The following is a 19,985-nucleotide window of genomic DNA, read 5'->3' as shown; positions in this document are numbered from 1 at the left end:
TAAAGCAGTTCCAGTTTACGTAGAAGCATATCCGGCCTCGCAAAAGTAGTTCCAGCATTCTTGCGGGGTGTAGAGGTCACAGATTTCACTGAGGGCTTCGAACAACCCTGTGAATGAGCGCGCTCCAATGCGTCTCAGGTGGGCTTTGAGTTTCGAGAAGGCCATCTCGATTGGGTTCAGGTCCGGGCTGTAGGGCGGCAGAAAGAGGAACCAGCAGCCGTGTTCGCCCAGAAGCGCCTCGGCCTCCTTGTTGCGGTGCGTGGCCAGGTTGTCGAGGATGACGGCGGTGCCGGGTTCGATCTCGGGGATCAGCACGTCGCGGATGTAAGCGACAAAGGCGGGGCCGTCCATCGCCCCTTTAATGACCCATGGCGCGATCAGGTCGGATGGCCCCAGTCCGGCGATCAAGGTCTGGGTTCCCCATGACCCAAACGGCGCAGATGCCGTCAATCTCGTCCCGCGCAGGGAGCGCCCCCGGAGGCGTGTCAGGTTCGTTTTGACGGAGGTTTCGTCAAGAAAGACAACGCGTTCAGGCATCGCGCTGATCGCCGGAACACGATGGGCAAACCAATCCGCCCTTGCGCGTCTTACCTTTGCGCGCTTGCGTTCATCCGCAATGAGGCTCTTTTTTTGTACGAGTATCCCAGCCGCCTGAGCGCTTGATCGATACCAGAGACTGATGCGCTCACATCATGTGCATCGGCCAAGGCCCCCTGCAATTCCCTGAGCGTGATGTCCGGGTCCTGATGGATCAGCTCGATGAGAAAATCGAGGTGCGGAGCCAACCGCCCATGACCGGTATTGCGCGGGTTGTCGGCGGGTGTCAGGCGCAATCCGCGTTTGAGCCTTTGAGACAAACGCGAGGCGGAGGCCGCCGAAATCATCAGACGGCGCGCAATCTCGCGGCCCGTAAGGCCTTGAGCAAAGAGCACCTCAAAACGGGCACGAATATCGGCGGAAAGCGGGTTAGGCATGAACTGATCCTCCTGAACAGGATGAATCAGAAAACTCACCTCATGGGAACCCCCTTTGATTCAACAAAAGCTGGAACTGCTTTAGCCAAATTTAAACGGTGTCTTCGGTTTTGATGGGGGCACCCCGCCCAGCAGGACAAAAGGCGCTCAGCGGGCCGCTCAGCGCGTCACCCAAAAAGGAGGGGCAGCGCGTTTCTGCGCCGCCCCTTGAACTTGTCCTGATCCCTTCGGTCAGGCGACACGCGCCTTCATGGATTTCAGGTCCGTGATCACCCTGGGCGCGGTTTCCTTGCGAAGAAATCGCAGGCTGGAAGTTTTCCAGCAACGCTCAAGCCACTTGTTTAGCTCGTCTTCCCCGGCCCTGCCGCGCGTGTATTCCTGCCAGAGCGTCCGGATGAACTCGATCTGGCCAATGGTGGCCATGCCGGGCCGGTCGCCATAGCTGCGCCCCTTTGGCGTGACCGGATCAAAGCCCAAATAGGCGAAAAATGCCAGGAGCGCCTCAAAGCCATCCGTGTCCAGTTCGGTCAGGCTGGCCACCCCGCCGATCTGCACGAGGGCGGCGCGGTATTGCTCCTCGGTCAGCCGCTGTTTCGCCCTGGCGACAAAGACCAATTTTTGCTGATTACGCGTGATCTGCATGGTGTTCTCCTTTCCCTTCGTCTGTTGCGTCCTCGCCCTGCCCATCCGCGATGAAATGCAGGGCTTGTGCGGTGAAATACGCCACTGACGGGGCTTCCTGCCGATCAAAGCGATCATACGCAATTGCATCCACAATCCGCGCGGGCATGATAGAGCGCCCGCTGCAACTCCTCGACCCGGTTGTACTGGTCCTGACATTCCAGAGGGTCAACCTGAACGATGCAGCGGGTGCCAGGCTGAATAGTCATCGCACTTCCTCCCGGTTCCGCAATTCGTCCAATCTCGTAGACAACCGGTCAGCTGGGCTCTCACGCGACAGGGCACAACCGATCAGTTCAAGAACACAGGACAGATCGTCCGTGACGATCTCTTCGCTCGCCCGAGCCAGATAGCGGACAGCACCCGCCGCAAGCGCACCCCAGAGAACAACGTCCTGGACTTGATCACCCAAGTCAGACAGTTCGGCTTGTGACAAAACGATCATTGCAACCTTCCCTTTCGGCCTTCGGCATCGGTAATCTTGGCAGTTTCCAAGACCGAACGCAGGGCATTGCGAACCATTTCCGCTCGCATAGCGTCGTTTCTCAGCCCGGCCACAAGCTCGGCCAACTCCCGGCCGTCTTCGGGCGTCGCCTTGGCCTTCGAGAGCAGTTTCTCGATCTCCAGGGCGTAGTTGTATGCGATGGTCGGAAATTCACCGGCCCGCGCCAACCATTCCCGCGTGGTCTCGATCTCCGACGCCTTCATGGTGACAGTCACCTTCATTTCGCGATCCTGCCTCATCGGCCCGCCTTTCCCAATTCGAGGAATTCCATTGCGGCCTTTACGTCTTCAAGGCATGGCCTGGAACCGCCGGACATGTCATTTGCCGTGACCAGCACTTCCGATACATCACCCAACCCACCAAACCGCTTGGCCATTCGTGCAAGCTCCAATTTCCTGTAAGCGCCTTGTGTGCGTTTTGGGGGCAATTCCATTAGCGTTGCACCATGCATGGAGACTTGTGCCTGAAGCTGTGAAGCCTGCACGAACACGCAACAAGGTGTGGTTTTTGTCCTGACCATCCTGTAATGCAGACACGCTGAGAACCTCCTTGTGAGGGTTTCGGACACCCAAATTAGGAGGCAACCAAGGGGGTTGTCGTGACCGAGGATTTTGCAGAGCGCCTAAGGACGTTGCGAGAAGGTCAGGGACTGACCGTGCAAGAGATGGCTAATCGGACAGGCGTTCCGAAAAGGTCACTTGAAAAATATATGCTGCGAACCGAAGCAAATACGCCCGGCCTCGACGCGCTAGTGAAGCTATCAAAAGGGCTTTCGATATCACTTCATTGGTTAGTATTTGGCGGCAAATCGACTGGTCAAAACGCCGGAAGGCTCGTGAGGCAGAGCGCTCGCGCCGCATCGCTACAAGCCTTCCAGACGATTCTGGAAGAGTTCCAAAGCCAAGGTTCGGCCATCTTCTCCGAAGGTACAATACTTGGACTTTCGCCGGAGGAATGGGCGGCGGAGATCGGTTGGGACGCTGGGGAGCGGGCCGGAGCAATCACATCTCGGGGAACGTCAAACGACACCTTGCGCATCGCTGACATTACACTGGAACAGGGTCTGGCGAGTTCGCGATTGCGTGCGTCATTGTCCGATCAGAACTCCCCAAATCCGGAATTCAATCTGAACGAAAAGTCAGGCGGCTAAAGTAGTGCGTCACAATCTTAACTAATTGTCTGGCTCTTAATGTCGTGGGTGGTGCGGTGTCTGCCGCACGACGCTTTTCGATCCGCATTGATTTTATTGAAAAAAATCTCCGGAGCGTTTTCCTATTTTGGCAAAAAAGCCCACGAAAACGCCCCAAACTGTCAAAACCCCTGCAATTCGCCACCAACTAACCCATTGATTTTATTGATTCGGGTATTTTGCAGGGTGTCAAAACCAATTGTTCGCGCTCACTGGGGGCGCTGCCCCCGCCGCCCTGCGGGCGTCTCCCCCGGAGTATTTGACCAAAGATGAAGCCCCCCGGGGATGTGGGTGGCGGCGTGGGTCGGAGGGAAAAAAGGGGCCGATCCGATCTGGATCAGCCCCTTCAACGTTTGCGATCGGCCGGGACCGGCTGGATCAGCCCACCAGTTCGAGACCGGAGAAGAAATAGGCGATTTCGACCGCGGCGGTTTCGGGAGCGTCCGAACCGTGGACCGAGTTTTCACCCACCGACTCGGCGAATTCGGCGCGAATCGTGCCGGGGGCCGCGTCTGCCGGGTTGGTGGCGCCCATGATTTCGCGGTTCTTGGTGATGGCGCTTTCGCCTTCCAGGACCTGAACGACCACCGGGGCCGACGACATGAAGTCGCACAGCTCGTCGTAGAACGGGCGTTCCTTGTGGACTTCGTAGAACACGCCGGCCTGGGCCTTGGTCATGTGGATACGTTTCTGTGCGACGATGCGCAGACCGGCGTCTTCGAACTTGGCGTTGATCTTGCCGGTCAGGTTGCGGCGGGTGGCGTCGGGCTTGATGATCGAAAAGGTGCGTTCCAGTGCCATCGGGCATCTCCTTGCAATTCGGCCGCGCGAGCGTCGACCGGGTAATGGATGGCGCGCGCCTAGCATGGGCTGGCGGGTTTGAAAAGGCGCGTTGGCGGTCTGTGGCGCGCATTTTGGCGACTGTGGCCCGGGTGGCTTCAGCCCGCGTCGGGCAGCGGGTCGATCCGGTCGCACCGGCGGACATAGAGCGCCGCCAGCAGGCCCAGACCGCTGATCAGCGACATCAGGCCCAGCACCGCGAACGGGGCGTTGCCCGTGGTCACGATTGCGCCGGTGCTGCTGGTGAGGATGGCCCCGAGCCCGACCGCCAGCGCGCCGGACAGGCCCGATGCCGTTCCCGCCAGGTTTGGGCGTACCGATAGCAGTCCGGCGCTTGCATTAGCGATGGTGAGGCCGTTGCCAAAGCCAACCGCGACCGCAGCGCCGAAGAAGACCCACAGGCTGCCCTGGCCGAACAGGAACAGCGCGAGGCCGATCAATGGCCCGGCGGTTGCGGCGCTGCGCCCCCACAGGATCAGTGTCATCAACCCGGTGCGGGCCGCCATGCGCCCGGTGACGAAGTTTCCGGCCATGAATCCGGTGGTGATGATCCCGATTCCGAGGCCGAGCATCGCCGGGCTGAGATCGAACCAGGCGGAGGCGACCAGCGGGGCACCGGTGATAAAGGTGAAAAAACCGCCGACAGAGAAGGCGATGCAAAGGCTGTAGCCCCAGAAGCGGCGTGACTTCAGCAGGAACGGATAATCGTGCAGTTGCTGGCCGAACCGGGTCGTGCGGTTGCCATTGGTTTCGCCGAGATCGACCCACAGCAGGGCAAGGATCGCGATCCCAAGGAGGGAGAACAGGGCAAAGCCGGCGCGCCAGCCCCACAGCATGTGCAGCGCGCCGCCCAGCACCGGAGCCAGCATCGGGGCGAGCGCCATCGACATCGCGACATAGCCCATCAGGCTCGCGGCCTTGTTGGGGGGATGCATGTCGCGGATGATGGCGCGTGACAGGACCTGTCCCGACGCAATGGCCCCCTGCACCAGCCGGCAGACCAGGAACAGGCGGAACTCCTGCGCCAGCAGGCACCCGAGCGAGGCCAGCACAAAAATGCCCACCGACACGAGAAGCACCGGGCGGCGTCCGTACCGGTCGGAGAGTGGCCCGATCAGCAGCTGCACCACCGCGGTGATCGCGAGATAGCCCGAGATCGCAAGGTTCACATAGCCGTAGGACACTCCGAATTCCTCGGCCATCTGCGCCAGCGATGGCAGGATCATGTTCAGGGTGACCACCGACACCCCGGTCAGGATCACGAGGGTAAACAGGTGCGGGGGGCTTTGCGCGGGACGCATGTGGATCTCGGCATCATCTGGGGGCGGAACATTGCTGCGCTAACACGTCGCGGACAGGCTGGCCATAGGCTCCCGGCCTCTGCTATGAGCCGCGTCATGTTACGCATCAATGATATCACCTATGCGGTCGAGGGACGCCCGCTGTTCGAGGCGGCCAGCGCCACAATTCCATCTGGTCACAAGGTCGGCATGGTCGGACGCAACGGCGCTGGCAAGACCACGCTGTTCCGGTTGATCCGGGGCGAGCTGGTGCTGGAAAGCGGCTCGATCAGCCTGCCCGCACAGGCCCGCATCGGCGGTGTCGCGCAGGAAGTGCCGGGCAACGAGGTGTCGTTGCTGGACACGGTGCTGGCGGCCGATACCGAGCGCGCGGCGCTGTTGGCCGAGGCGGAAACCGCCACCGATCCCGGACGAATCGCCGAGGTTCAGACCCGGCTCACGGATATCGATGCCTGGTCCGCCGAGGCGCGGGCCTCGTCGATCCTGCGCGGGCTTGGTTTTGACAACCAGGAACAGCAGATGCCATGCAGCGCCTTTTCCGGTGGATGGCGGATGCGGGTGGCGCTGGCGGCGGTGCTGTTTTCCGAGCCCGATTATTTGCTGCTGGACGAACCGACCAACTATCTCGATCTGGAAGGGGCGCTGTGGCTGGAGAGCTACCTGGCGCGCTATCCGCATACGGTGATCATCATCAGCCACGACCGCGAATTGCTGAACCGGGCGGTGGGGGGGATCCTGCATCTCGAGAACCGCGGGCTGACCTATTATACCGGTAATTACGACCAGTTCGCCCGCCAGCGCGCCGCCAACCGCGCGGTGCAGGCGGCGGCGGCCAAGAAACAGGATGCGCGGCGGGCGCATCTGCAGGCCTTTGTCGATCGGTTCAAGGCCAAGGCGAGCAAGGCGAAACAGGCGCAGAGCCGGGTCAAGATGCTGGAAAAAATGGAAACCATCCGCGCGCCCGAAGATGCGGCCCGCACGGTGTTTTCCTTTCCCGAACCCGAGGAATTGTCACCGCCGATCATTGCCACCGAAGGCGTCAAGGTCGGCTATGGCGATACCGTGGTGCTGCGCAACCTGAACTTGCGCATCGACCAGGATGACCGCATCGCGTTGCTGGGCAAGAACGGCCAGGGCAAATCCACCCTTGCAAAAATGCTGAGCGACCGGTTGGCCCCGATGGAAGGCCGCATGAGCAGTTCCGGCAAGCTGCGCATCGGCTTTTTCGCCCAGCACCAGGTTGACGAGCTGCGGGTTGATGAAACGCCATTGCAACACCTGCTGCGCGAACGCCCCGCCGAGGGGCAATCCAGGTTGCGCGCCCGGCTGGCCGGATTCGGGTTGGGCGCGGATCAGGCGGATACAGAAGTCGGGCGCCTGTCGGGCGGGCAAAAGGCGCGCCTGTCGCTGCTTCTGGCCACCCTGCCCGCGCCGCATCTGCTGATCCTGGACGAACCGACCAACCATCTGGACATCGAGAGCCGCGAGGCGCTGGTCGAGGCGCTGACCGCCTATTCCGGCGCGGTGATCCTGGTCAGCCATGACATGCACCTGCTGTCATTGGTCGCGGATCGCCTGTGGCTGGTGTCCCAGGGCACCGTGACCCCCTATGAGGGCGATCTGGCGTCCTATCGCGACCTGCTCTTGGCGCGGGACAAGCCGGCGCGCCAAACCGCCGATGCCAAGCCCAAACCCAAGCGCCCGTCACGCGATGCCATCCTTGCGTTGCGCGCCGAGGCCCGCAAAAGCGAGGAACGGGTGCAGAAGCTGAACGTCATGCGCGACAAGCTTGCCGCGAAACTGGCCGATCCCGCCCTGTATGATGACGGCAAAAAAGGCGAGGCCGAAGTCTGGCAGCGCAAATATGCCGAAGTGATGGACGGGCTTGACCGCGCCGAGGCCCTGTGGTTGAGCGCGCTTGAAAAACTCGAACGGGCGGAGGCCTGAGCATGGATACCGCGTTTCTGATTACCGCCTTTGTCACGCTGTTTGTGGTGATCGACCCGATTGGCCTGGCACCGCTGTTCATTGCGATGACCCAGGACACCAGCGCGCAAAAGCGGCGGGCCATCGGCATTCGCGCCTGCGTGATCTCGATCGCCATCCTGACGGTGTTTGCCGCCTTTGGCGAAGCGGTTCTGAGCTTTATCGGCATCTCGATGCCCGCCTTTCGCGTCGCCGGGGGGATTTTGCTGTTTCTGACCGCGCTGGACATGCTGTTTGAACGGCGCACCAAGCGCCGCGAGGGACAGGCCGAGGAAGACGAAGGGCCCGACCCGTCGGTCTTTCCGCTGGCGATTCCGCTGATCGCCGGTCCGGGGTCGATTGCAACGGTGATCCTGCTGGCCGGGCAGAAACCGGGGTTCGAGGGGCTTGCCGTGGTGATCGGCATCATGATCGCCGTGGTCGCGCTGGTGTTTCTGCTATTCCTGCTCAGCGACGTGCTCGCCAGGGCGCTCGGCAAGACCGGGATCGTCGTTGTCACCCGCCTGCTGGGCATGTTGCTCGCGGCGCTGGCAACCCAGTTCGTGCTCGACGGGCTGCGCAATTTCGGCTTTGCCGCCTAGCAAGCGCGCGCAGGCTGCCTATATGCTGGGGGTGATCTGCGAAAGGTGTCCATGTCGTCGTTTGAAATTGGCAATGCGCTCTACCTGGTCCTGCTGCTGATCATGGTGCTGACCTGGTATGTCGCCCAGAACCGCCAGTCGCTGGGCCGTGTCGTACAGCAGGCATTGGCCTGGGGGTTGATCTTTGTCGGTGTCATCGCGGCCATCGGCGTCTGGGATGACATCCGCCAAACCCTGCGCCCGACACAAAGCGTCATCACCGCAACCGGGCAGATCGAAGTGCCGCGCGCGCCCGACGGGCATTATTATCTGACCTTGCGGATCAATGGTGAACCCATAGATTTCCTTGTCGATACCGGTGCCTCCGAAATGGTCCTGACCGCCGGCGATGCCGACCGGGTCGGGCTGTCCTTGGACGAGCTGGTCTTTTCAGGGCGTGCCATGACCGCAAATGGCGAGGTCCGCACCGCGCTCGCCCGGCTCGACAGCGTGGCGCTTGGCGACCATCGCGACCTTGATGTGACCGCATGGGTCAATGAGGGTGAAATGGAGCAATCCCTGCTGGGCATGGCCTATCTGCGCCGCTGGAGCCGGATCGAGATCAGTGACAACGCGCTGGTTCTGACCCGCTAACGCCATGCGGCGCACGTGAAAAATCGCCTTGGCCCGCGCCCGCAATGATGCATAGATGGTCCTGACGCTGACCAACGCCGGGGCGCGGCATGGAACATTACCTCGTCTACATCGCCTTGGCGATGCTGCTTTACTGCATGTACTCGGCCCGGATCGGGGCGCTTGGCATCACCATGCCCATGGTCAGCCTTGCCCTTGGCGTGCTGATCGGGAGCGGCGGGACCGCGCTCGATCTCGAAGCGGCCACCACTTTTCACCACCTGGCCGAGATCACCCTGGCGCTGCTGCTCTTTGCCGATGCCACCAGCCTGCGGCGCGACACGTTGAGAAAGATCGGCCAGCGCACACAGCGGATGCTGCTGATCGGCCTGCCCTTTGCCATTGCCATCGGCGCGCTCCTGAATTGGCTGATCCTGACCGACTGGCCCTTCTGGGAGGTCTGCCTGCTCGCCGCGCTGCTGGCCCCGACCGATGCAGCACTTGGACAATCCATCCGCTCCAATGACAGCATCCCGCAGGATTATCGCGACGCGATGAATGCCGAAAGCGGGCTGAATGACGGGCTGGCCCTGCCCTTCGTGATCTTTTTCGCCGGGCTGGCGGTGGGAGAGTCCGGGTCCGCCGTGGGCGACGGATCTCTGGTGATGCTTGTTGCCCGTGAAATCGGCATCGGCGCGGCGGTCGGGCTGCTCGGCGGGATTGTCATCGGCAGGCTGCGCAACCACGTGATGGAACGCGGCTTGATGGATCCGGAACTGGGCCAGGTCGCGGTTCTGGTGCTCGTCGGGTTCATATATTTTGCCGCCGAACATCTGCACGGCAACGCCTTTGTCGCGGTGTTCGTTGCGGGATTGGCCTATGCCAATTCGGTCAAGACATCGACCCTGCCGGCCCGGCACTTCCTCGAAGGCGATGGCCAGTTCCTTGCCATGCTCAGTTTCTTCTTCATTGGCGTGCTGTTCGTTCCCGAAGCCCTGGATTACCTAACCGGCGCCGGGCTGGTGGTGATCCTGCTGTCACTGCTGCTGGTGCGCCCAGTTGCCATCTGGCTGTCGCTGCTGGGCACCGCGACCGGCGCCAATGAACGGCTGTTCTATGGCTGGTTCGGACCGCGCGGGCTGGCCACCGCGTTGTTCGCGGTTTTTGTCGCCATGGATTTCGAAGGCATCGTGATGGTCCACCAGATCGTTGCGATCGCCATCACGGCGGTGCTGATCTCGGCCTTTGCGCATGGGTTCACCGCGAAATACGCATCGCCATTGTTCCGGCTCGACGGGCCCGGCGGCAAATAGCCCGCACACCTCTCAGCGTTCGGCCTTTTTCTCCCAACGGCCCGATTCTTCGGACCAATACTGCGCCGCGCAACCGGCCCCGGTCAGTGCCTTCCATTGATCGCGCGCCCGTTGCACCGCCGCCGGATCGTTGCCGTCAAACAGGATGCAGGCCCGCTCCAGATCGGTCACGTCCTGCGGCTCGATGTCGGCCCCGTCGATCGTCATCAGGCAATCGGGCGCATTCGCGGCCCCGCCGGTGGTCAGCAATATCGGCTGCTCCGCATCATGCGGCCCGCCGACGATCCCGTGTGGCAGAAATCCGTCATCCGGGCGCAACCAGAGCTGTTCATCCAGCCAGTTCATGCGCGTGCTGTCGGTGCCGCGCACGGCGACACGCCACCCGGCCTGCCGCGCCTTGCCCAGCAGCACCGGCAAGGTGTATTCCAGCGGCTGGCGCGTGAGGTGATAGAAATAGGCCGCCCCCATCACGTCACGGCCATCGGATCGTAATCGCCAAGAGTCCAGACATGCCCCTCGGGATCGCGCAGGGAAAAGCTGCTGCCGCCATAGGGTTGCGCCGCCAGCGGCATCACGATCTCGGCCCCGGCGGCCAGCGCGCGGTCATGACGCGCGGCGACATCCGCGACCACCGCATAGATCGACGTGGTGACAGCGCCCACCATGCCGGGCGCGACCAGCAACGCGTCAAACTCTCCGTCCCCCGGTGGGCCGAACATCATCAACCCGCTGCCCAGAGCGATCTGCGCATGGACGATCTGACCGGCCTCGTCGCGATGGACCGCGTGTTCCCGCAACCCGAGAACACCGGTCAGAAAGGCCAGCGCGGCCTCGCAATCACGGTAACGGGTGGCGGGGATGAGCATGGTCTCGGCGGCTCCTGATCACTCCGGGGTTTCGAACTTATCCTGCACCAGCCGGTTCAATGCCGCAACGCCCCAGCCGGTCGCGCCCTTGGGGGCAAAATCGGTCTCGGCCTTGACCGAGGCGACACCGGCAATGTCCAGGTGGATCCAGGGGGTCTCGTCCTTGACAAACCGCGCGAGGAACTGGGCCGCGGTGATCGACCCGGCGGGCCGCCCGCCGGTGTTCTTGATATCGGCGATACGCGACTTGATAAGTTCGTCATAGGATTTGCCCAGGGGCATCCGCCACGCGCCTTCGCCCTCTGCCGCGGCGGATTTGAGGAACGCGTTGCAGAGCGCGTCATCGTTGGAAAACACCCCGGCATTGTCATGGCCCAGCCCGATGATGATCGCCCCGGTCAGGGTGGCGAGATCGATCATGCCTGCCGGTTTGAACCGCTCCTGCGCGTACCACAGTACGTCGCAGAGAACCAGGCGACCCTCGGCATCGGTATTGATGACCTCGACCGTGGTGCCCTTCATCGAGGTGATGACATCGCCGGGCCGCGTGGCGGTGCCCGATGGCATGTTTTCCACCAGCCCGACCAGCCCGACCACATTGGCCCTGGCCTTGCGCAAGGCAAGCGCGCGCATGGTTCCGGCAACGACCCCCGCGCCGCCCATGTCCATGGTCATGTCTTCCATGCCACCTGCCGGTTTCAACGAGATGCCGCCCGTGTCAAACACCACGCCCTTGCCAACCAGCGCCAGCGGCGCATCGCCGTCCTTGCCACCGTCCCATTGCATCACCACGACCTTGGAGGGGCTGGCCGAGCCCTGTCCGACGCTGAGCAGGGTGCGCATCCCGAGTTCTTCGAGCGCGTCCTCTTCTAGGACCTCGACCTTGAGGCCAAGCGCCTGCATCTCGGCCAGACGATCGGCAAACTCGGTTGTGGTTAGCACATTCGCCGGCTCGTTCACCAGGTCGCGGGTCATATGCGCGCCCTCGGCCACCGCCAGCAGCGGCGCCGCGGCGGCAGAGATTTCGTCTGCCTTGCCGTGATGGATCGTCACCGCGCCGGCTTGCCCCGGCGTTTCGTCGTCAGTGGATTTGTGCCGGTCAAAGCGGTAATCGCGCAGCGCGATCCCAAGCGCGAGTTCCGCCGCCTTGGGGTTGCCGCCGGCCATCACGCAAAGGGGTTTGTCCCCCTTCAGCTTGGCCAGCGCCGCGCCGGCCTTGCGCAGCTCGATGGCGGGGGCCTTGCGATCGAGCACCAGAACATCCAGCGCCTCGGCCGCCATGCCCGTCGGCCAGGCCAGCGAAATCACCTGGCCCGACCTGACCTTGGAAAACCGCTCGCTCTCCACCAGCCGCGCCAGCGCCCCCTTGGTCAGCCGGTTGGCCCGCCGCGCCGCCGGGTCAAGCTTGCCATCCGGCGTCACGATAATTGCGACCCGCCCCTCGGCGGCCCCCATCACGTCGATATCGGTGGTTTCGAATGCAATCGGCGTCAATCGGCTCATCTTCGGACTCTCCCATCTGGTGTTGCGGCTACAGGTAACGCGGGTGGCACAGGTTGACCAGATAGCAGTTTCCGCCACCATCGAATTGCATTAGGGTCGCGCTCACGAATTTTGCAGTCGAGCTGGGAGAGCGCGGTGTCACGATACGACAGATACGTCCTGTCGCAGTACCTGGTGTTGTTCGGCTTTTTCTCGCTGATTCTGGTGGCGGTGTTCTGGATAAACCGGGCGGTGGTGTTGTTTGACCGTCTGATCGGCGACGGGCAATCGGCGCTGGTATTCTTTGAGTTCACGGCGCTGACCCTGCCCAACCTGATCCGCATGGTGTTGCCGATGGCGGCCTTTGCGGCATCGGTCTATGTTACCAACCGGCTGAATTCCGAGAGCGAATTGACGGTCATGCAGGCCACGGGATCAAGCCCCTGGCAACTGGCCCGCCCGGCGCTGGTCTTTGGGCTAATCACCGCCCTGATGATGAGCATCCTCACCCATGTCCTGTTGCCGGCCTCGACCAAGCAACTGGCGATCCGCGAGGCCGAGGTTGCCCGCAACGTCACCGCCCGGCTGTTGACCGAGGGCAGTTTCCTGCACCCTGCCGACGGCGTCACCTTTTACATCCGCCAGATCGATCCGGACGGGCGGCTGAACGACGTGTTCCTGTCGGATCAGCGCGATCCGGCGCAAAGCGTGACCTATACCGGGGCCGAGGCGTTTCTTGTCCGCGACGGCGCGCGCGCCAACCTGATCATGGTCGACGGCATGGCACAGCGGCTGGACACCGCATCCCAGACGCTATCGACCACGGTTTTCGCGGATTTCTCGTTTGATATCAGTTCGCTCATCAACAAGAGCGATAATCGCACCCGCAACATCCGCGCCATCCCGACGCTGGAGTTGATACGCGCGCCCGCGGACATCACCGAGAATGACGGTTACTCCCCCGGTCAGATCGCCGAAGAGCTGCACCTGCGCTTTGCCCGCGCGCTGATCTGTGTGGCGGTGACGCTGATCGGGTTCTCGACCCTGCTGCTGGGCGGGTTCTCGCGCTTTGGCGTCTGGCGGCAGGCGCTGCTGGCCTTTGTGCTGCTGGTCTTTCTCGAAGTGTTGCGCGGCGTGGTCTCCGATCCGGTTCTGGAAAATGCCAGCCGCTGGCCGCTCATCTACCTGCCCACCGGTGTCGGGCTGGCGGTCGCGGTGCTGTTCCTGCGGCTGGCCGCGCGGCCCCGCCTGCGGCGCATCCGCCCGAACCCCGCCCCCGAGGTCACGCCATGATCCTCGATCGGTATTTTGCCAAGCGCTTTCTCGTCAGCTTTGCGATGATCGGCGCGGTGTTCCTGACCCTGATCATGCTGATCGACCTGATCGAACAGCTGCGCAAGTTCGAAGGCGTCGAGGTCAGCTTTGGGCAATTGTTCCGCCTGATGTTGCTGAACGCGCCGGCGGCGATCAATGAAATCCTGCCATTACTGATGATCCTGTCGACCATCGTGCTGTTCATCGGCCTCGCGCGCAGCAGCGAGCTCGTGGTGACCCGCGCGGCGGGACGTTCCGGCATCCGGGCGCTTGCGGCCCCGGTCCTGATGGCAATGGTCATCGGCGGGCTTGCGGTCAGCACGCTGAACCCGATCGTCGCCGCGACCTCAAACCGATACCAGCAATTGTCCGACACCTACCGTACGGGCGGACCGTCGGCGCTGTCGCTCAGCGGCGAGGGGCTGTGGCTGCGCCAGGGGGCGTTTCAGGGGCAATCGGTGATTCACGCCACCGGCTATGGCGGCGGCGAAGACGCGCTGGTGCTGTTTGACGTGACCATCCTGACCTATGCGCGGAACGGCGGACCGGTGCGGCGGCTGCAAGCCAAGAGCGCCACCCTGACCAAGGACGAGTGGACCCTGGGAGACGTCAAGGTCTGGCCGCTGGTTGCCGGGCTGAACCCGGAATCCAACGCCGCCACCCATGACGTCCTGCGCATTCCCACCACCCTCACCGAAGAGCGGATTCGCGACAGTATCGGCAAGCCCACCGGCATTTCGATCTATGACCTGCCCGAGACCATCCGCGAACTGAAGCGCGCCGGGTTCTCGACCAAACGCCAGGAGGTCTGGTTGCAGGCCGAATTGGCGCGCCCCCTGTTCCTGGTGGCGATGGTGCTGGTGGGGGCGGCCTTTACCATGCGCCACACGCGCTTTGGCGGCACCGGCATCGCGGTGCTGGCCTCGGTCCTTCTGGGTTTCGGGCTGTACTTCGTGCGAAACTTTGCGCAAATACTTGGTGAGAATGGCCAGATCCCCGTAACGCTGGCCGCCTGGGCACCGCCGATCGCGTCGATTCTGCTCACCCTCGGGTTACTCTTGTACGCGGAAGACGGATGACGCAGACCATCGGCACCCTATTCAAAAGCCTCCTGCTGGCAACAGCGGTCTGGCCCGCCCTGCCCGCGCTGGCGCAGCAGGCCCCGGCCAGTGTCACCGAAGAGGCACGCCCCGCGATGCTGGTGGCGGACAGCGTGTTCATCACCCCCGACCGGCAGCTTGTCGCCGAGGGCAATGTCGAGGCCTTCCAGGGCACCATGCGGCTGCGGGCCAGGCGGATCACCTATGACCGCGAAACCGGCACCCTGTCGATCGAAGGGCCGATCCGCATCGATGACGGCGACGAAGCGGTGATTCTCGCCGATGCGGCGCAAATCGATTCGGATTTCCAGAACGGCCTGCTGACCGGCGCGCGCATGGTGCTGGACGAGCAGTTGCAGCTGGCCGCGCTTCAGATGAACCGGGTCAGCGGGCGCTATACGCAACTGTTCAAAACAGCCGTCACCTCGTGCCATGTCTGCGAGGACGGACGCCCGCCGCTCTGGCAGATCCGCGCACGCAAGGTGATTCACGACCAGACCGAGAAACAGCTCTATTTCGAGGATGCACAGTTTCGCATCCTTGACGTGCCGGTGATGTACCTGCCCCGGTTCCGCCTGCCCGATCCGACGCTTGACCGCGGGCGCGGCTTTCTGATCCCGTCGGTGCGCACCACGACACAGCTGAGCACCGGGATACGGCTGCCCTATTTCATCCCCTGGGGCGACTCGCGGGATATCACGCTCGCGCCCTATATTTCATCGCGCACCCGGACATTGGACTATCGCTATCGGCAGGCCTTCCGCCACGGCCGGATCAGCTTTGAGGGGGCCTATACCCGCGATGACATCCAGCCGGGCGATTCGCGCGGCTACCTGTTCGGCTATGGCAGCTTTGAACTGCCCCGCGATTTCGAACTCACCTTTGACCTGGCGCTGGTTTCGGACGATGCCTACCTGTCGGAATACGACCTGCCGGATCTCGACCGCCTACGCAGCGAAATCGCCCTGACCCGCGTAAAACGCGACAGCGCCTTTCAGATCGACCTGATCCACTATCAATCCCTGCGCGAGGATGACGACGAAACCACGCCGAGCCGGTTTGCCGACATATTCTATGAACGCCGGTATTTCCCCAAGGGGATCGGCGGCGAATTGTGGCTGAACTTTGAAGGGCACGGCCACGAGCGGGTCTCAAGCGTCGATATCGACGGGCGCGATGTGCTGCGCGCCACGGCGGGAATCAACTGGCGGCGCACCTGGATCGCCGGCAACGGGTTGCGCACGGATTGGCGCATGGGCGTGACCGGTGACATCTTCAAGATCTATCAGGACAGCACCTATCCCGACGACATCATCCGCACGACACCACATGCCGCGCTGACACTCAGCTATCCGATGAGCAAGAGCATGGGCAATGGCGTCACCCATTATCTCGGCCCGGTGGTTCAGCTTGGCTGGAGCGACGTGCATGGCGAAGACCCGCCCAATGACGAAAGCCGCTTCGTGGAATTCGACCAGGGCAACCTGCTGTCCCTGTCGCGCTTTCCCGCCCCCGACCGGCGCGAGGACGGGGCGGCGCTTGTCTATGGCCTGAACTGGTCGCGCTATGCACCGTCGGGCTGGCAGGCCTGGGCCACCATTGGCCAGGTGTTCCGCAAGACGGCGGATGACTCCTTTACCAATACGTCGGGCCTGTCGGGCACCTCGTCTTCGATCCTGCTGGCCGGTCAGCTCCGTCACGAAAACGGGCTGGTGCTTACCGGGCGGGGATTGCTCGACAACTCGCTCAGCATGAACAAGGCGGAATTCCGCGGCAGCTGGCGCAATCAGCGCGTGGACCTGGCGGGCACCTACCTGTGGCTGGGCACCGATCCGGAAGAGGACCGCGATGCGCCGCTCTCAGAGATCTGGTTCGATGGCACCTATGCGATCAATCCCAGCTGGTCGGCGGGGGCGACGGTGCGCTATGACATATCCGACAACCGTGCGACCCGCGCCGGATTGGGCGTGGTGTATCGCAATGAATGTGTAACGGTCGATCTTTCGATCAGTCGCGACTATACCTCGTCCTCGAGTATTGAGCCAGTGACCGATTTTGGCTTTAGTATCTCGCTACGCGGCTTTGCCGTCGACAGCGGAACCGAAAAATATAGGCGATCATGCAGTTGAACCTCACTTTCCGATTCTCGTCCGTGGCCCATGGGCTGCGCTCCGGTTTTCTCGCCGCGCTGGCCCTGTCGGCGACCACGGGCATCGCCGCCGCCCAGGGGCTGTTTGCTCCGGTGATCACGGTGAACGACCAGGTGATCACCCGCTATGAGCTCGAGCAGCGCGCCGAGTTTATCAGGCTTCTGGGGATCGCGGGCAATCCCGACCAATTGTCCCGCGAGGCGTTGATCGAGGATCGGCTGAAGCTGCAAGCCGCCAAATCCTACGATCTCGAGGTGACCCCCGAACAGGTGCAGGCCGGTATCGAAGAGCTGTCGTCGCGCACCGACCTGTCTCCGGAAGAATTCGTCAAGGCGCTGGAAGAGGGCGGCGTTTCGGTCGAGACCCTGCGCGACTTTGCCAAGGTCAACGTCGCCTGGCGCGAATTGATCCGTGGCCTGTTCCTGTCCCGCGCACGGCCCAGCGAAGCCGAGATCGACCGGGCCATCGGCAGCGGTGGCGGTGGCGGCGGGTTGCGTGTCCTGCTCTCGGAAATCGTGATCCCGGTCACGCCGCAGACCCAGGATCAGGTCGACGAACTGGCCGCGCAACTGGCGCAGATCAGTAGTTTTTCCGCCTTTTCCGAGGCCGCTGGAAAGTATTCGGCGACCCAGACCCGCACCAATGGCGGCCGCATGGACTGGGTCGAACTCAGCGCCCTGCCCCCCGGCCTGCGCCCGCTGATCCTCGACCTGACCCCCGGCGAGGTCAGCGATCCGATCCCCCTGTCCGAAGCGGTGGCCCTGTTTCAGATGCGCGATATCAAGGAAAGCGCCGTGTCCACACCGCGCTATTCCAAGATCGACTATGCGCTGTATTACCTGCCCGGCGGCCGGACCCCCGAGGCGCTTGGTCAGGCGGCGCGGATCGCCAATGACATCGACACCTGTGACGATCTCTATGGGATCGCCCGGAACCAGCCCCCGTCACAGCTGGAACGGCTGAGCCAGGCCCCCTCGGAGATCCCCCGCGATGTTGCTGTCGAGCTGGCCAAGCTGGACGAGGGAGAGGTCTCGACCGCGCTGACCCGTTCGAACGGTCAGACGCTCGTGCTGCTGATGATGTGCGGGCGCACCGCCCAGGCCAACGAAGAAGCCACCCGCGAGCAGGTCGCGCAATCGCTGGTCCAGCAGCGGCTGACGGCCTATGCCGACAGCTATCTCGACCAGCTTCAGGCCGACGCGATCATCGTCGAAAAATGACCGCGCCCATCGCGCTGACCTGTGGGGATCCCGCCGGGATCGGCCCGGAACTCGCCGTCAGGGCGTGGCGGATGCTTGGCCCGGACTGTGTGTTCTTCTGGATCGGCGACCCGCGCCATCTTCCTGCGGGCACCCCGATCATCGAGATTGACCGGGCCGAACAGGCCACCGCCGCCAGCGCCAAGGGGCTGCCGGTCCTGCCACACCGCTTTGCCGCCGCCGCGACCCCCGGACAGCCGAATCTGGCCAATGCCGCCGGGGTGATTGAGGTAATCGAACGCGCCGTGGCGCTGGTGACATCCGGCGCAGCCAGTGCAATCTGCACCGCGCCGATCAGCAAGAAGGTCCTGATCGACGGCGCGGCCTTTGCCTATCCCGGCCATACCGAATTCCTTGCCGCCCTCGCCGGGTGTGACCGTGTCGTGATGATGCTGGCAAGCGAACGCCTGCGTGTGGTGCCGGCCACCATTCACATCGCGCTGGCCGATGTGCCGGGCGCGCTGAGCCCCGAATTGCTGGGCGACACCATCCGGATCACGGCGGACGGGCTGCGCCAGCAATTCGGCATTGCCCATCCGCGCATCGCGGTGGCTGGCCTCAACCCCCATGCGGGGGAAGGCGGCGCGATGGGGCACGAAGAACTCGACTGGATCGCACCGTTGCTGCGCGACCTTGCCCAAGACGACATGACGCTTACCGGCCCCCACCCGGCGGACACGCTGTTTCACGCGACGGCGCGGGAACGCTATGACGCGGCGGTCGCGATGTATCACGACCAGGCACTGATCCCGATCAAGACGCTGGATTTCGATCTCGGGGTCAACATCACGCTCGGCCTGCCCTTTATCCGCACCTCGCCCGACCACGGCACGGCGTTTGACATCGCGGGACAGGACCGGGCAAATCCCGGCAGCCTGGTCGAGGCATTGAAAGCCGCGCGGACAATGGCGCGGCGATCGGCGGCGGCGGGCAGCGAGACGATCAGGGACAACGCGAAATGAGTGCCATCGACAACCTGCCCCCCCTGCGCGAGGTGATCGCCGCGCATCAGCTGTCGGCGCGCAAATCGCTGGGCCAGAACTTTCTGCTGGATCTCAACCTGACGGCCAAGATCGCACGGCAGGCCGGTGATCTGACGGGCTGCGATGTTCTGGAAATCGGGCCCGGCCCTGGCGGGCTGACCCGTGGCTTGCTGTCCGAAGGCGCGCGCCGGGTGCTTGCGGTGGAAAAGGACAGCCGCTGTATCCCCGCCCTGTCAGAGATCGCCGCGGCCTATCCCGGGCGGCTCGAGGTGCTCGAAGGCGATGCGCTCGAAATTGACCCGTTGGCCCACCTGACGCCGCCGATCCGGGTGGCGGCCAACCTGCCGTATAACGTGGGGACGGAACTGCTCGTGCGCTGGCTGACGCCGCCGCAATGGCCACCGTTCTGGCAAAGCCTGACGCTGATGTTCCAGCGTGAAGTGGCCGAGCGGATCGTGGCGCAGCCCGGCAGCAAGGCCTATGGCCGGCTGGCCATTCTCGCGCAATGGCGCGCCGAGGCCCGCATCGCCCTGAGCCTGCCCCCGGGTGCCTTTACCCCGCCCCCCAAGGTTTCAAGTGCGGTGGTCCACCTGACCGCCCTGCCCGAACCGCGTTACCCTGCCAGGGCAAAAACCCTGGAACGGGTCGTCGCCGCCGCGTTCAACCAGCGGCGCAAGATGCTGCGAGCCGCGCTGCGCGGGCTGGCCCCGGATATCGAAGATCGGCTGCTTTCGGTCGGTTTGCGCCCCACGGATCGGGCCGAACAGGTGCCGCTGGAAGGGTTCTGCGCGCTGGCGCGCGCGCTCGACGGCTGAGGATCGGGAGGAATCGCCCGCCGCGCAGGTTCGG

Annotated in this window: 22 protein-coding genes; 11 read left to right on the top strand and 11 right to left on the bottom strand. The window is 63.3% G+C overall.

What is annotated here, in order from left to right; genetic code table 11:
- Positions 1–15: 15 nt before the first annotated feature.
- The 6 genes from ACP15R_RS10580 to ACP15R_RS10555 all read right to left on the bottom strand — a co-directional run bounded on the left by ACP15R_RS10580 (position 16) and on the right by ACP15R_RS10555 (position 2,536).
- Positions 16–974, bottom strand: a protein-coding gene (locus ACP15R_RS10580; protein WP_424985805.1) for an IS630 family transposase whose coding sequence is annotated in 2 segments (ribosomal slippage) — positions 16–630 and positions 633–974 — 957 coding nt in all. Because the reading frame shifts where the segments join, the coding sequence is not laid out codon by codon here.
- Positions 975–1,205: 231 nt separating this feature from the next.
- Complete coding sequence (locus ACP15R_RS10575) at positions 1,206–1,616, bottom strand: regulatory protein GemA (protein WP_424986369.1); 411 nt, start codon at positions 1,614–1,616, stop codon at positions 1,206–1,208.
- 113 nt (positions 1,617–1,729) lie between these two features.
- A complete protein-coding gene (locus tag ACP15R_RS10570) occupies positions 1,730–1,864 on the bottom strand; it encodes a hypothetical protein (protein ID WP_424986368.1) in 135 nt (44 codons plus the stop codon).
- Complete coding sequence (locus tag ACP15R_RS10565) at positions 1,861–2,100, bottom strand: hypothetical protein (protein WP_424986367.1); 240 nt, start codon at positions 2,098–2,100, stop codon at positions 1,861–1,863. Before ACP15R_RS10565 ends, ACP15R_RS10570 begins: the two co-directional genes overlap by 4 nt.
- Positions 2,097–2,381 carry a hypothetical protein gene (locus ACP15R_RS10560; RefSeq protein ID WP_424986366.1) on the bottom strand — a complete coding sequence of 95 codons (285 nt, stop codon included), beginning with the start codon at positions 2,379–2,381 and terminating at the stop codon, positions 2,097–2,099. The genes ACP15R_RS10565 and ACP15R_RS10560 overlap by 4 nt, the downstream gene beginning before the upstream one ends.
- A gap of 14 nt (positions 2,382–2,395) precedes the next feature.
- Positions 2,396–2,536 carry a hypothetical protein gene (locus ACP15R_RS10555; protein WP_424986365.1) on the bottom strand — a complete coding sequence of 47 codons (141 nt, stop codon included), beginning with the start codon at positions 2,534–2,536 and terminating at the stop codon, positions 2,396–2,398.
- A gap of 222 nt (positions 2,537–2,758) precedes the next feature.
- Here ACP15R_RS10555 and ACP15R_RS10550 point away from each other — a divergent pair, with 222 nt between their 5' ends.
- Positions 2,759–3,310 (top strand): helix-turn-helix domain-containing protein, encoded by a 552-nt coding sequence (locus tag ACP15R_RS10550; RefSeq protein ID WP_424986364.1) that lies wholly within the window; start codon positions 2,759–2,761, stop codon positions 3,308–3,310.
- Between the two features lie 417 nt (positions 3,311–3,727).
- On the opposite strand, the gene ndk is transcribed toward ACP15R_RS10550, so the two are convergent.
- Positions 3,728–4,150 (bottom strand): nucleoside-diphosphate kinase, encoded by a 423-nt coding sequence (gene ndk / locus ACP15R_RS10545; RefSeq protein ID WP_424986363.1) that lies wholly within the window; start codon positions 4,148–4,150, stop codon positions 3,728–3,730.
- Positions 4,151–4,287: 137 nt separating this feature from the next.
- Positions 4,288–5,490 carry a multidrug effflux MFS transporter gene (locus tag ACP15R_RS10540; protein WP_424986362.1) on the bottom strand — a complete coding sequence of 401 codons (1,203 nt, stop codon included), beginning with the start codon at positions 5,488–5,490 and terminating at the stop codon, positions 4,288–4,290.
- Positions 5,491–5,586: 96 nt separating this feature from the next.
- Between ACP15R_RS10540 and ACP15R_RS10535 the strand changes: the two genes are divergently transcribed.
- The 4 genes from ACP15R_RS10535 to ACP15R_RS10520 all read left to right on the top strand — a co-directional run bounded on the left by ACP15R_RS10535 (position 5,587) and on the right by ACP15R_RS10520 (position 9,982).
- A complete protein-coding gene (locus tag ACP15R_RS10535; protein ID WP_424986361.1) occupies positions 5,587–7,437 on the top strand; it encodes an ABC-F family ATP-binding cassette domain-containing protein in 1,851 nt (616 codons plus the stop codon).
- A gap of 2 nt (positions 7,438–7,439) precedes the next feature.
- On the top strand, positions 7,440–8,057 hold the full coding sequence (locus ACP15R_RS10530) for a MarC family protein (RefSeq protein ID WP_424986360.1): 618 nt from the start codon (positions 7,440–7,442) through the stop codon (positions 8,055–8,057).
- A 51-nt stretch (positions 8,058–8,108) separates the two neighbouring features.
- A complete protein-coding gene (locus ACP15R_RS10525) occupies positions 8,109–8,690 on the top strand; it encodes a retropepsin-like aspartic protease family protein (protein ID WP_424986359.1) in 582 nt (193 codons plus the stop codon).
- An 89-nt stretch (positions 8,691–8,779) separates the two neighbouring features.
- Complete coding sequence (locus ACP15R_RS10520; RefSeq protein ID WP_424986358.1) at positions 8,780–9,982, top strand: cation:proton antiporter; 1,203 nt, start codon at positions 8,780–8,782, stop codon at positions 9,980–9,982.
- A gap of 12 nt (positions 9,983–9,994) precedes the next feature.
- Here ACP15R_RS10520 and ACP15R_RS10515 read toward each other — a convergent pair whose 3' ends face one another.
- Genes ACP15R_RS10515 through ACP15R_RS10505 form a run of 3 tightly spaced genes read right to left on the bottom strand, consistent with a single transcriptional unit; the run spans position 9,995 to position 12,351 of the window.
- On the bottom strand, positions 9,995–10,450 hold the full coding sequence (locus ACP15R_RS10515; protein ID WP_424986357.1) for a DNA polymerase III subunit chi: 456 nt from the start codon (positions 10,448–10,450) through the stop codon (positions 9,995–9,997).
- The gene (locus tag ACP15R_RS10510; RefSeq protein ID WP_424986356.1) at positions 10,450–10,848 is read right to left on the bottom strand and encodes a VOC family protein; all 399 of its coding nucleotides are present in this window, start codon (positions 10,846–10,848) and stop codon (positions 10,450–10,452) included. Before ACP15R_RS10510 ends, ACP15R_RS10515 begins: the two co-directional genes overlap by 1 nt.
- Positions 10,849–10,866: 18 nt before the next feature.
- Complete coding sequence (locus ACP15R_RS10505) at positions 10,867–12,351, bottom strand: leucyl aminopeptidase (protein WP_424986355.1); 1,485 nt, start codon at positions 12,349–12,351, stop codon at positions 10,867–10,869.
- 135 nt (positions 12,352–12,486) lie between these two features.
- Between ACP15R_RS10505 and lptF the strand changes: the two genes are divergently transcribed.
- Genes lptF through rsmA form a run of 6 tightly spaced genes read left to right on the top strand, consistent with a single transcriptional unit; the run spans position 12,487 to position 19,951 of the window.
- Positions 12,487–13,623, top strand: coding sequence for an LPS export ABC transporter permease LptF (lptF, locus tag ACP15R_RS10500; RefSeq protein WP_424986354.1), 1,137 nt, complete (start codon positions 12,487–12,489; stop codon positions 13,621–13,623).
- Entirely contained in the window at positions 13,620–14,723 is a 1,104-nt protein-coding gene (gene lptG / locus ACP15R_RS10495; RefSeq protein ID WP_424986353.1) for an LPS export ABC transporter permease LptG, read from the top strand. Before lptF ends, lptG begins: the two co-directional genes overlap by 4 nt.
- Complete coding sequence (locus ACP15R_RS10490; protein ID WP_424986352.1) at positions 14,720–16,873, top strand: LPS-assembly protein LptD; 2,154 nt, start codon at positions 14,720–14,722, stop codon at positions 16,871–16,873. Before lptG ends, ACP15R_RS10490 begins: the two co-directional genes overlap by 4 nt.
- A complete protein-coding gene (locus tag ACP15R_RS10485) occupies positions 16,864–18,114 on the top strand; it encodes a peptidylprolyl isomerase (protein WP_424986350.1) in 1,251 nt (416 codons plus the stop codon). The genes ACP15R_RS10490 and ACP15R_RS10485 overlap by 10 nt, the downstream gene beginning before the upstream one ends.
- A complete protein-coding gene (gene pdxA / locus ACP15R_RS10480; protein ID WP_424986349.1) occupies positions 18,111–19,115 on the top strand; it encodes a 4-hydroxythreonine-4-phosphate dehydrogenase PdxA in 1,005 nt (334 codons plus the stop codon). Before ACP15R_RS10485 ends, pdxA begins: the two co-directional genes overlap by 4 nt.
- The gene (gene rsmA / locus ACP15R_RS10475; RefSeq protein ID WP_424986348.1) at positions 19,112–19,951 is read left to right on the top strand and encodes a 16S rRNA (adenine(1518)-N(6)/adenine(1519)-N(6))-dimethyltransferase RsmA; all 840 of its coding nucleotides are present in this window, start codon (positions 19,112–19,114) and stop codon (positions 19,949–19,951) included. Before pdxA ends, rsmA begins: the two co-directional genes overlap by 4 nt.
- The last annotated feature ends 34 nt before the right edge of the window (positions 19,952–19,985 follow it).

The organism is Microbulbifer sp. S227A (assembly GCF_049800935.1).
The sequence above is the reverse complement of the archived record's forward strand: the minus strand, read 5'-3'. Positions and strand labels throughout refer to the sequence as shown.

Bases quoted from the DNA above. Each gene is read 5' to 3' on its own strand.
- ACP15R_RS10520 (WP_424986358.1), top strand. From the start codon at position 8,780: ATGGAACATTACCTCGTCTACATCGCCTTGGCGATGCTGCTTTACTGC.
- ACP15R_RS10555 (WP_424986365.1), bottom strand. From the start codon at position 2,536: ATGGCCAAGCGGTTTGGTGGGTTGGGTGATGTATCGGAAGTGCTGGTC.
- ndk (WP_424986363.1), bottom strand. From the start codon at position 4,150: ATGGCACTGGAACGCACCTTTTCGATCATCAAGCCCGACGCCACCCGC.
- pdxA (WP_424986349.1), top strand. From the start codon at position 18,111: ATGACCGCGCCCATCGCGCTGACCTGTGGGGATCCCGCCGGGATCGGC.
- lptG (WP_424986353.1), top strand. From the start codon at position 13,620: ATGATCCTCGATCGGTATTTTGCCAAGCGCTTTCTCGTCAGCTTTGCG.
- rsmA (WP_424986348.1), top strand. From the start codon at position 19,112: ATGAGTGCCATCGACAACCTGCCCCCCCTGCGCGAGGTGATCGCCGCG.
- ACP15R_RS10535 (WP_424986361.1), top strand. From the start codon at position 5,587: ATGTTACGCATCAATGATATCACCTATGCGGTCGAGGGACGCCCGCTG.
- ACP15R_RS10490 (WP_424986352.1), top strand. From the start codon at position 14,720: ATGACGCAGACCATCGGCACCCTATTCAAAAGCCTCCTGCTGGCAACA.
- ACP15R_RS10505 (WP_424986355.1), bottom strand. From the start codon at position 12,351: ATGAGCCGATTGACGCCGATTGCATTCGAAACCACCGATATCGACGTG.
- ACP15R_RS10485 (WP_424986350.1), top strand. From the start codon at position 16,864: ATGCAGTTGAACCTCACTTTCCGATTCTCGTCCGTGGCCCATGGGCTG.
- ACP15R_RS10570 (WP_424986368.1), bottom strand. From the start codon at position 1,864: ATGACTATTCAGCCTGGCACCCGCTGCATCGTTCAGGTTGACCCTCTG.
- ACP15R_RS10510 (WP_424986356.1), bottom strand. From the start codon at position 10,848: ATGCTCATCCCCGCCACCCGTTACCGTGATTGCGAGGCCGCGCTGGCC.
- ACP15R_RS10565 (WP_424986367.1), bottom strand. From the start codon at position 2,100: ATGATCGTTTTGTCACAAGCCGAACTGTCTGACTTGGGTGATCAAGTC.
- ACP15R_RS10560 (WP_424986366.1), bottom strand. From the start codon at position 2,381: ATGAAGGTGACTGTCACCATGAAGGCGTCGGAGATCGAGACCACGCGG.
- ACP15R_RS10525 (WP_424986359.1), top strand. From the start codon at position 8,109: ATGTCGTCGTTTGAAATTGGCAATGCGCTCTACCTGGTCCTGCTGCTG.
- ACP15R_RS10530 (WP_424986360.1), top strand. From the start codon at position 7,440: ATGGATACCGCGTTTCTGATTACCGCCTTTGTCACGCTGTTTGTGGTG.
- ACP15R_RS10515 (WP_424986357.1), bottom strand. From the start codon at position 10,450: ATGGGGGCGGCCTATTTCTATCACCTCACGCGCCAGCCGCTGGAATAC.
- ACP15R_RS10540 (WP_424986362.1), bottom strand. From the start codon at position 5,490: ATGCGTCCCGCGCAAAGCCCCCCGCACCTGTTTACCCTCGTGATCCTG.
- ACP15R_RS10575 (WP_424986369.1), bottom strand. From the start codon at position 1,616: ATGCAGATCACGCGTAATCAGCAAAAATTGGTCTTTGTCGCCAGGGCG.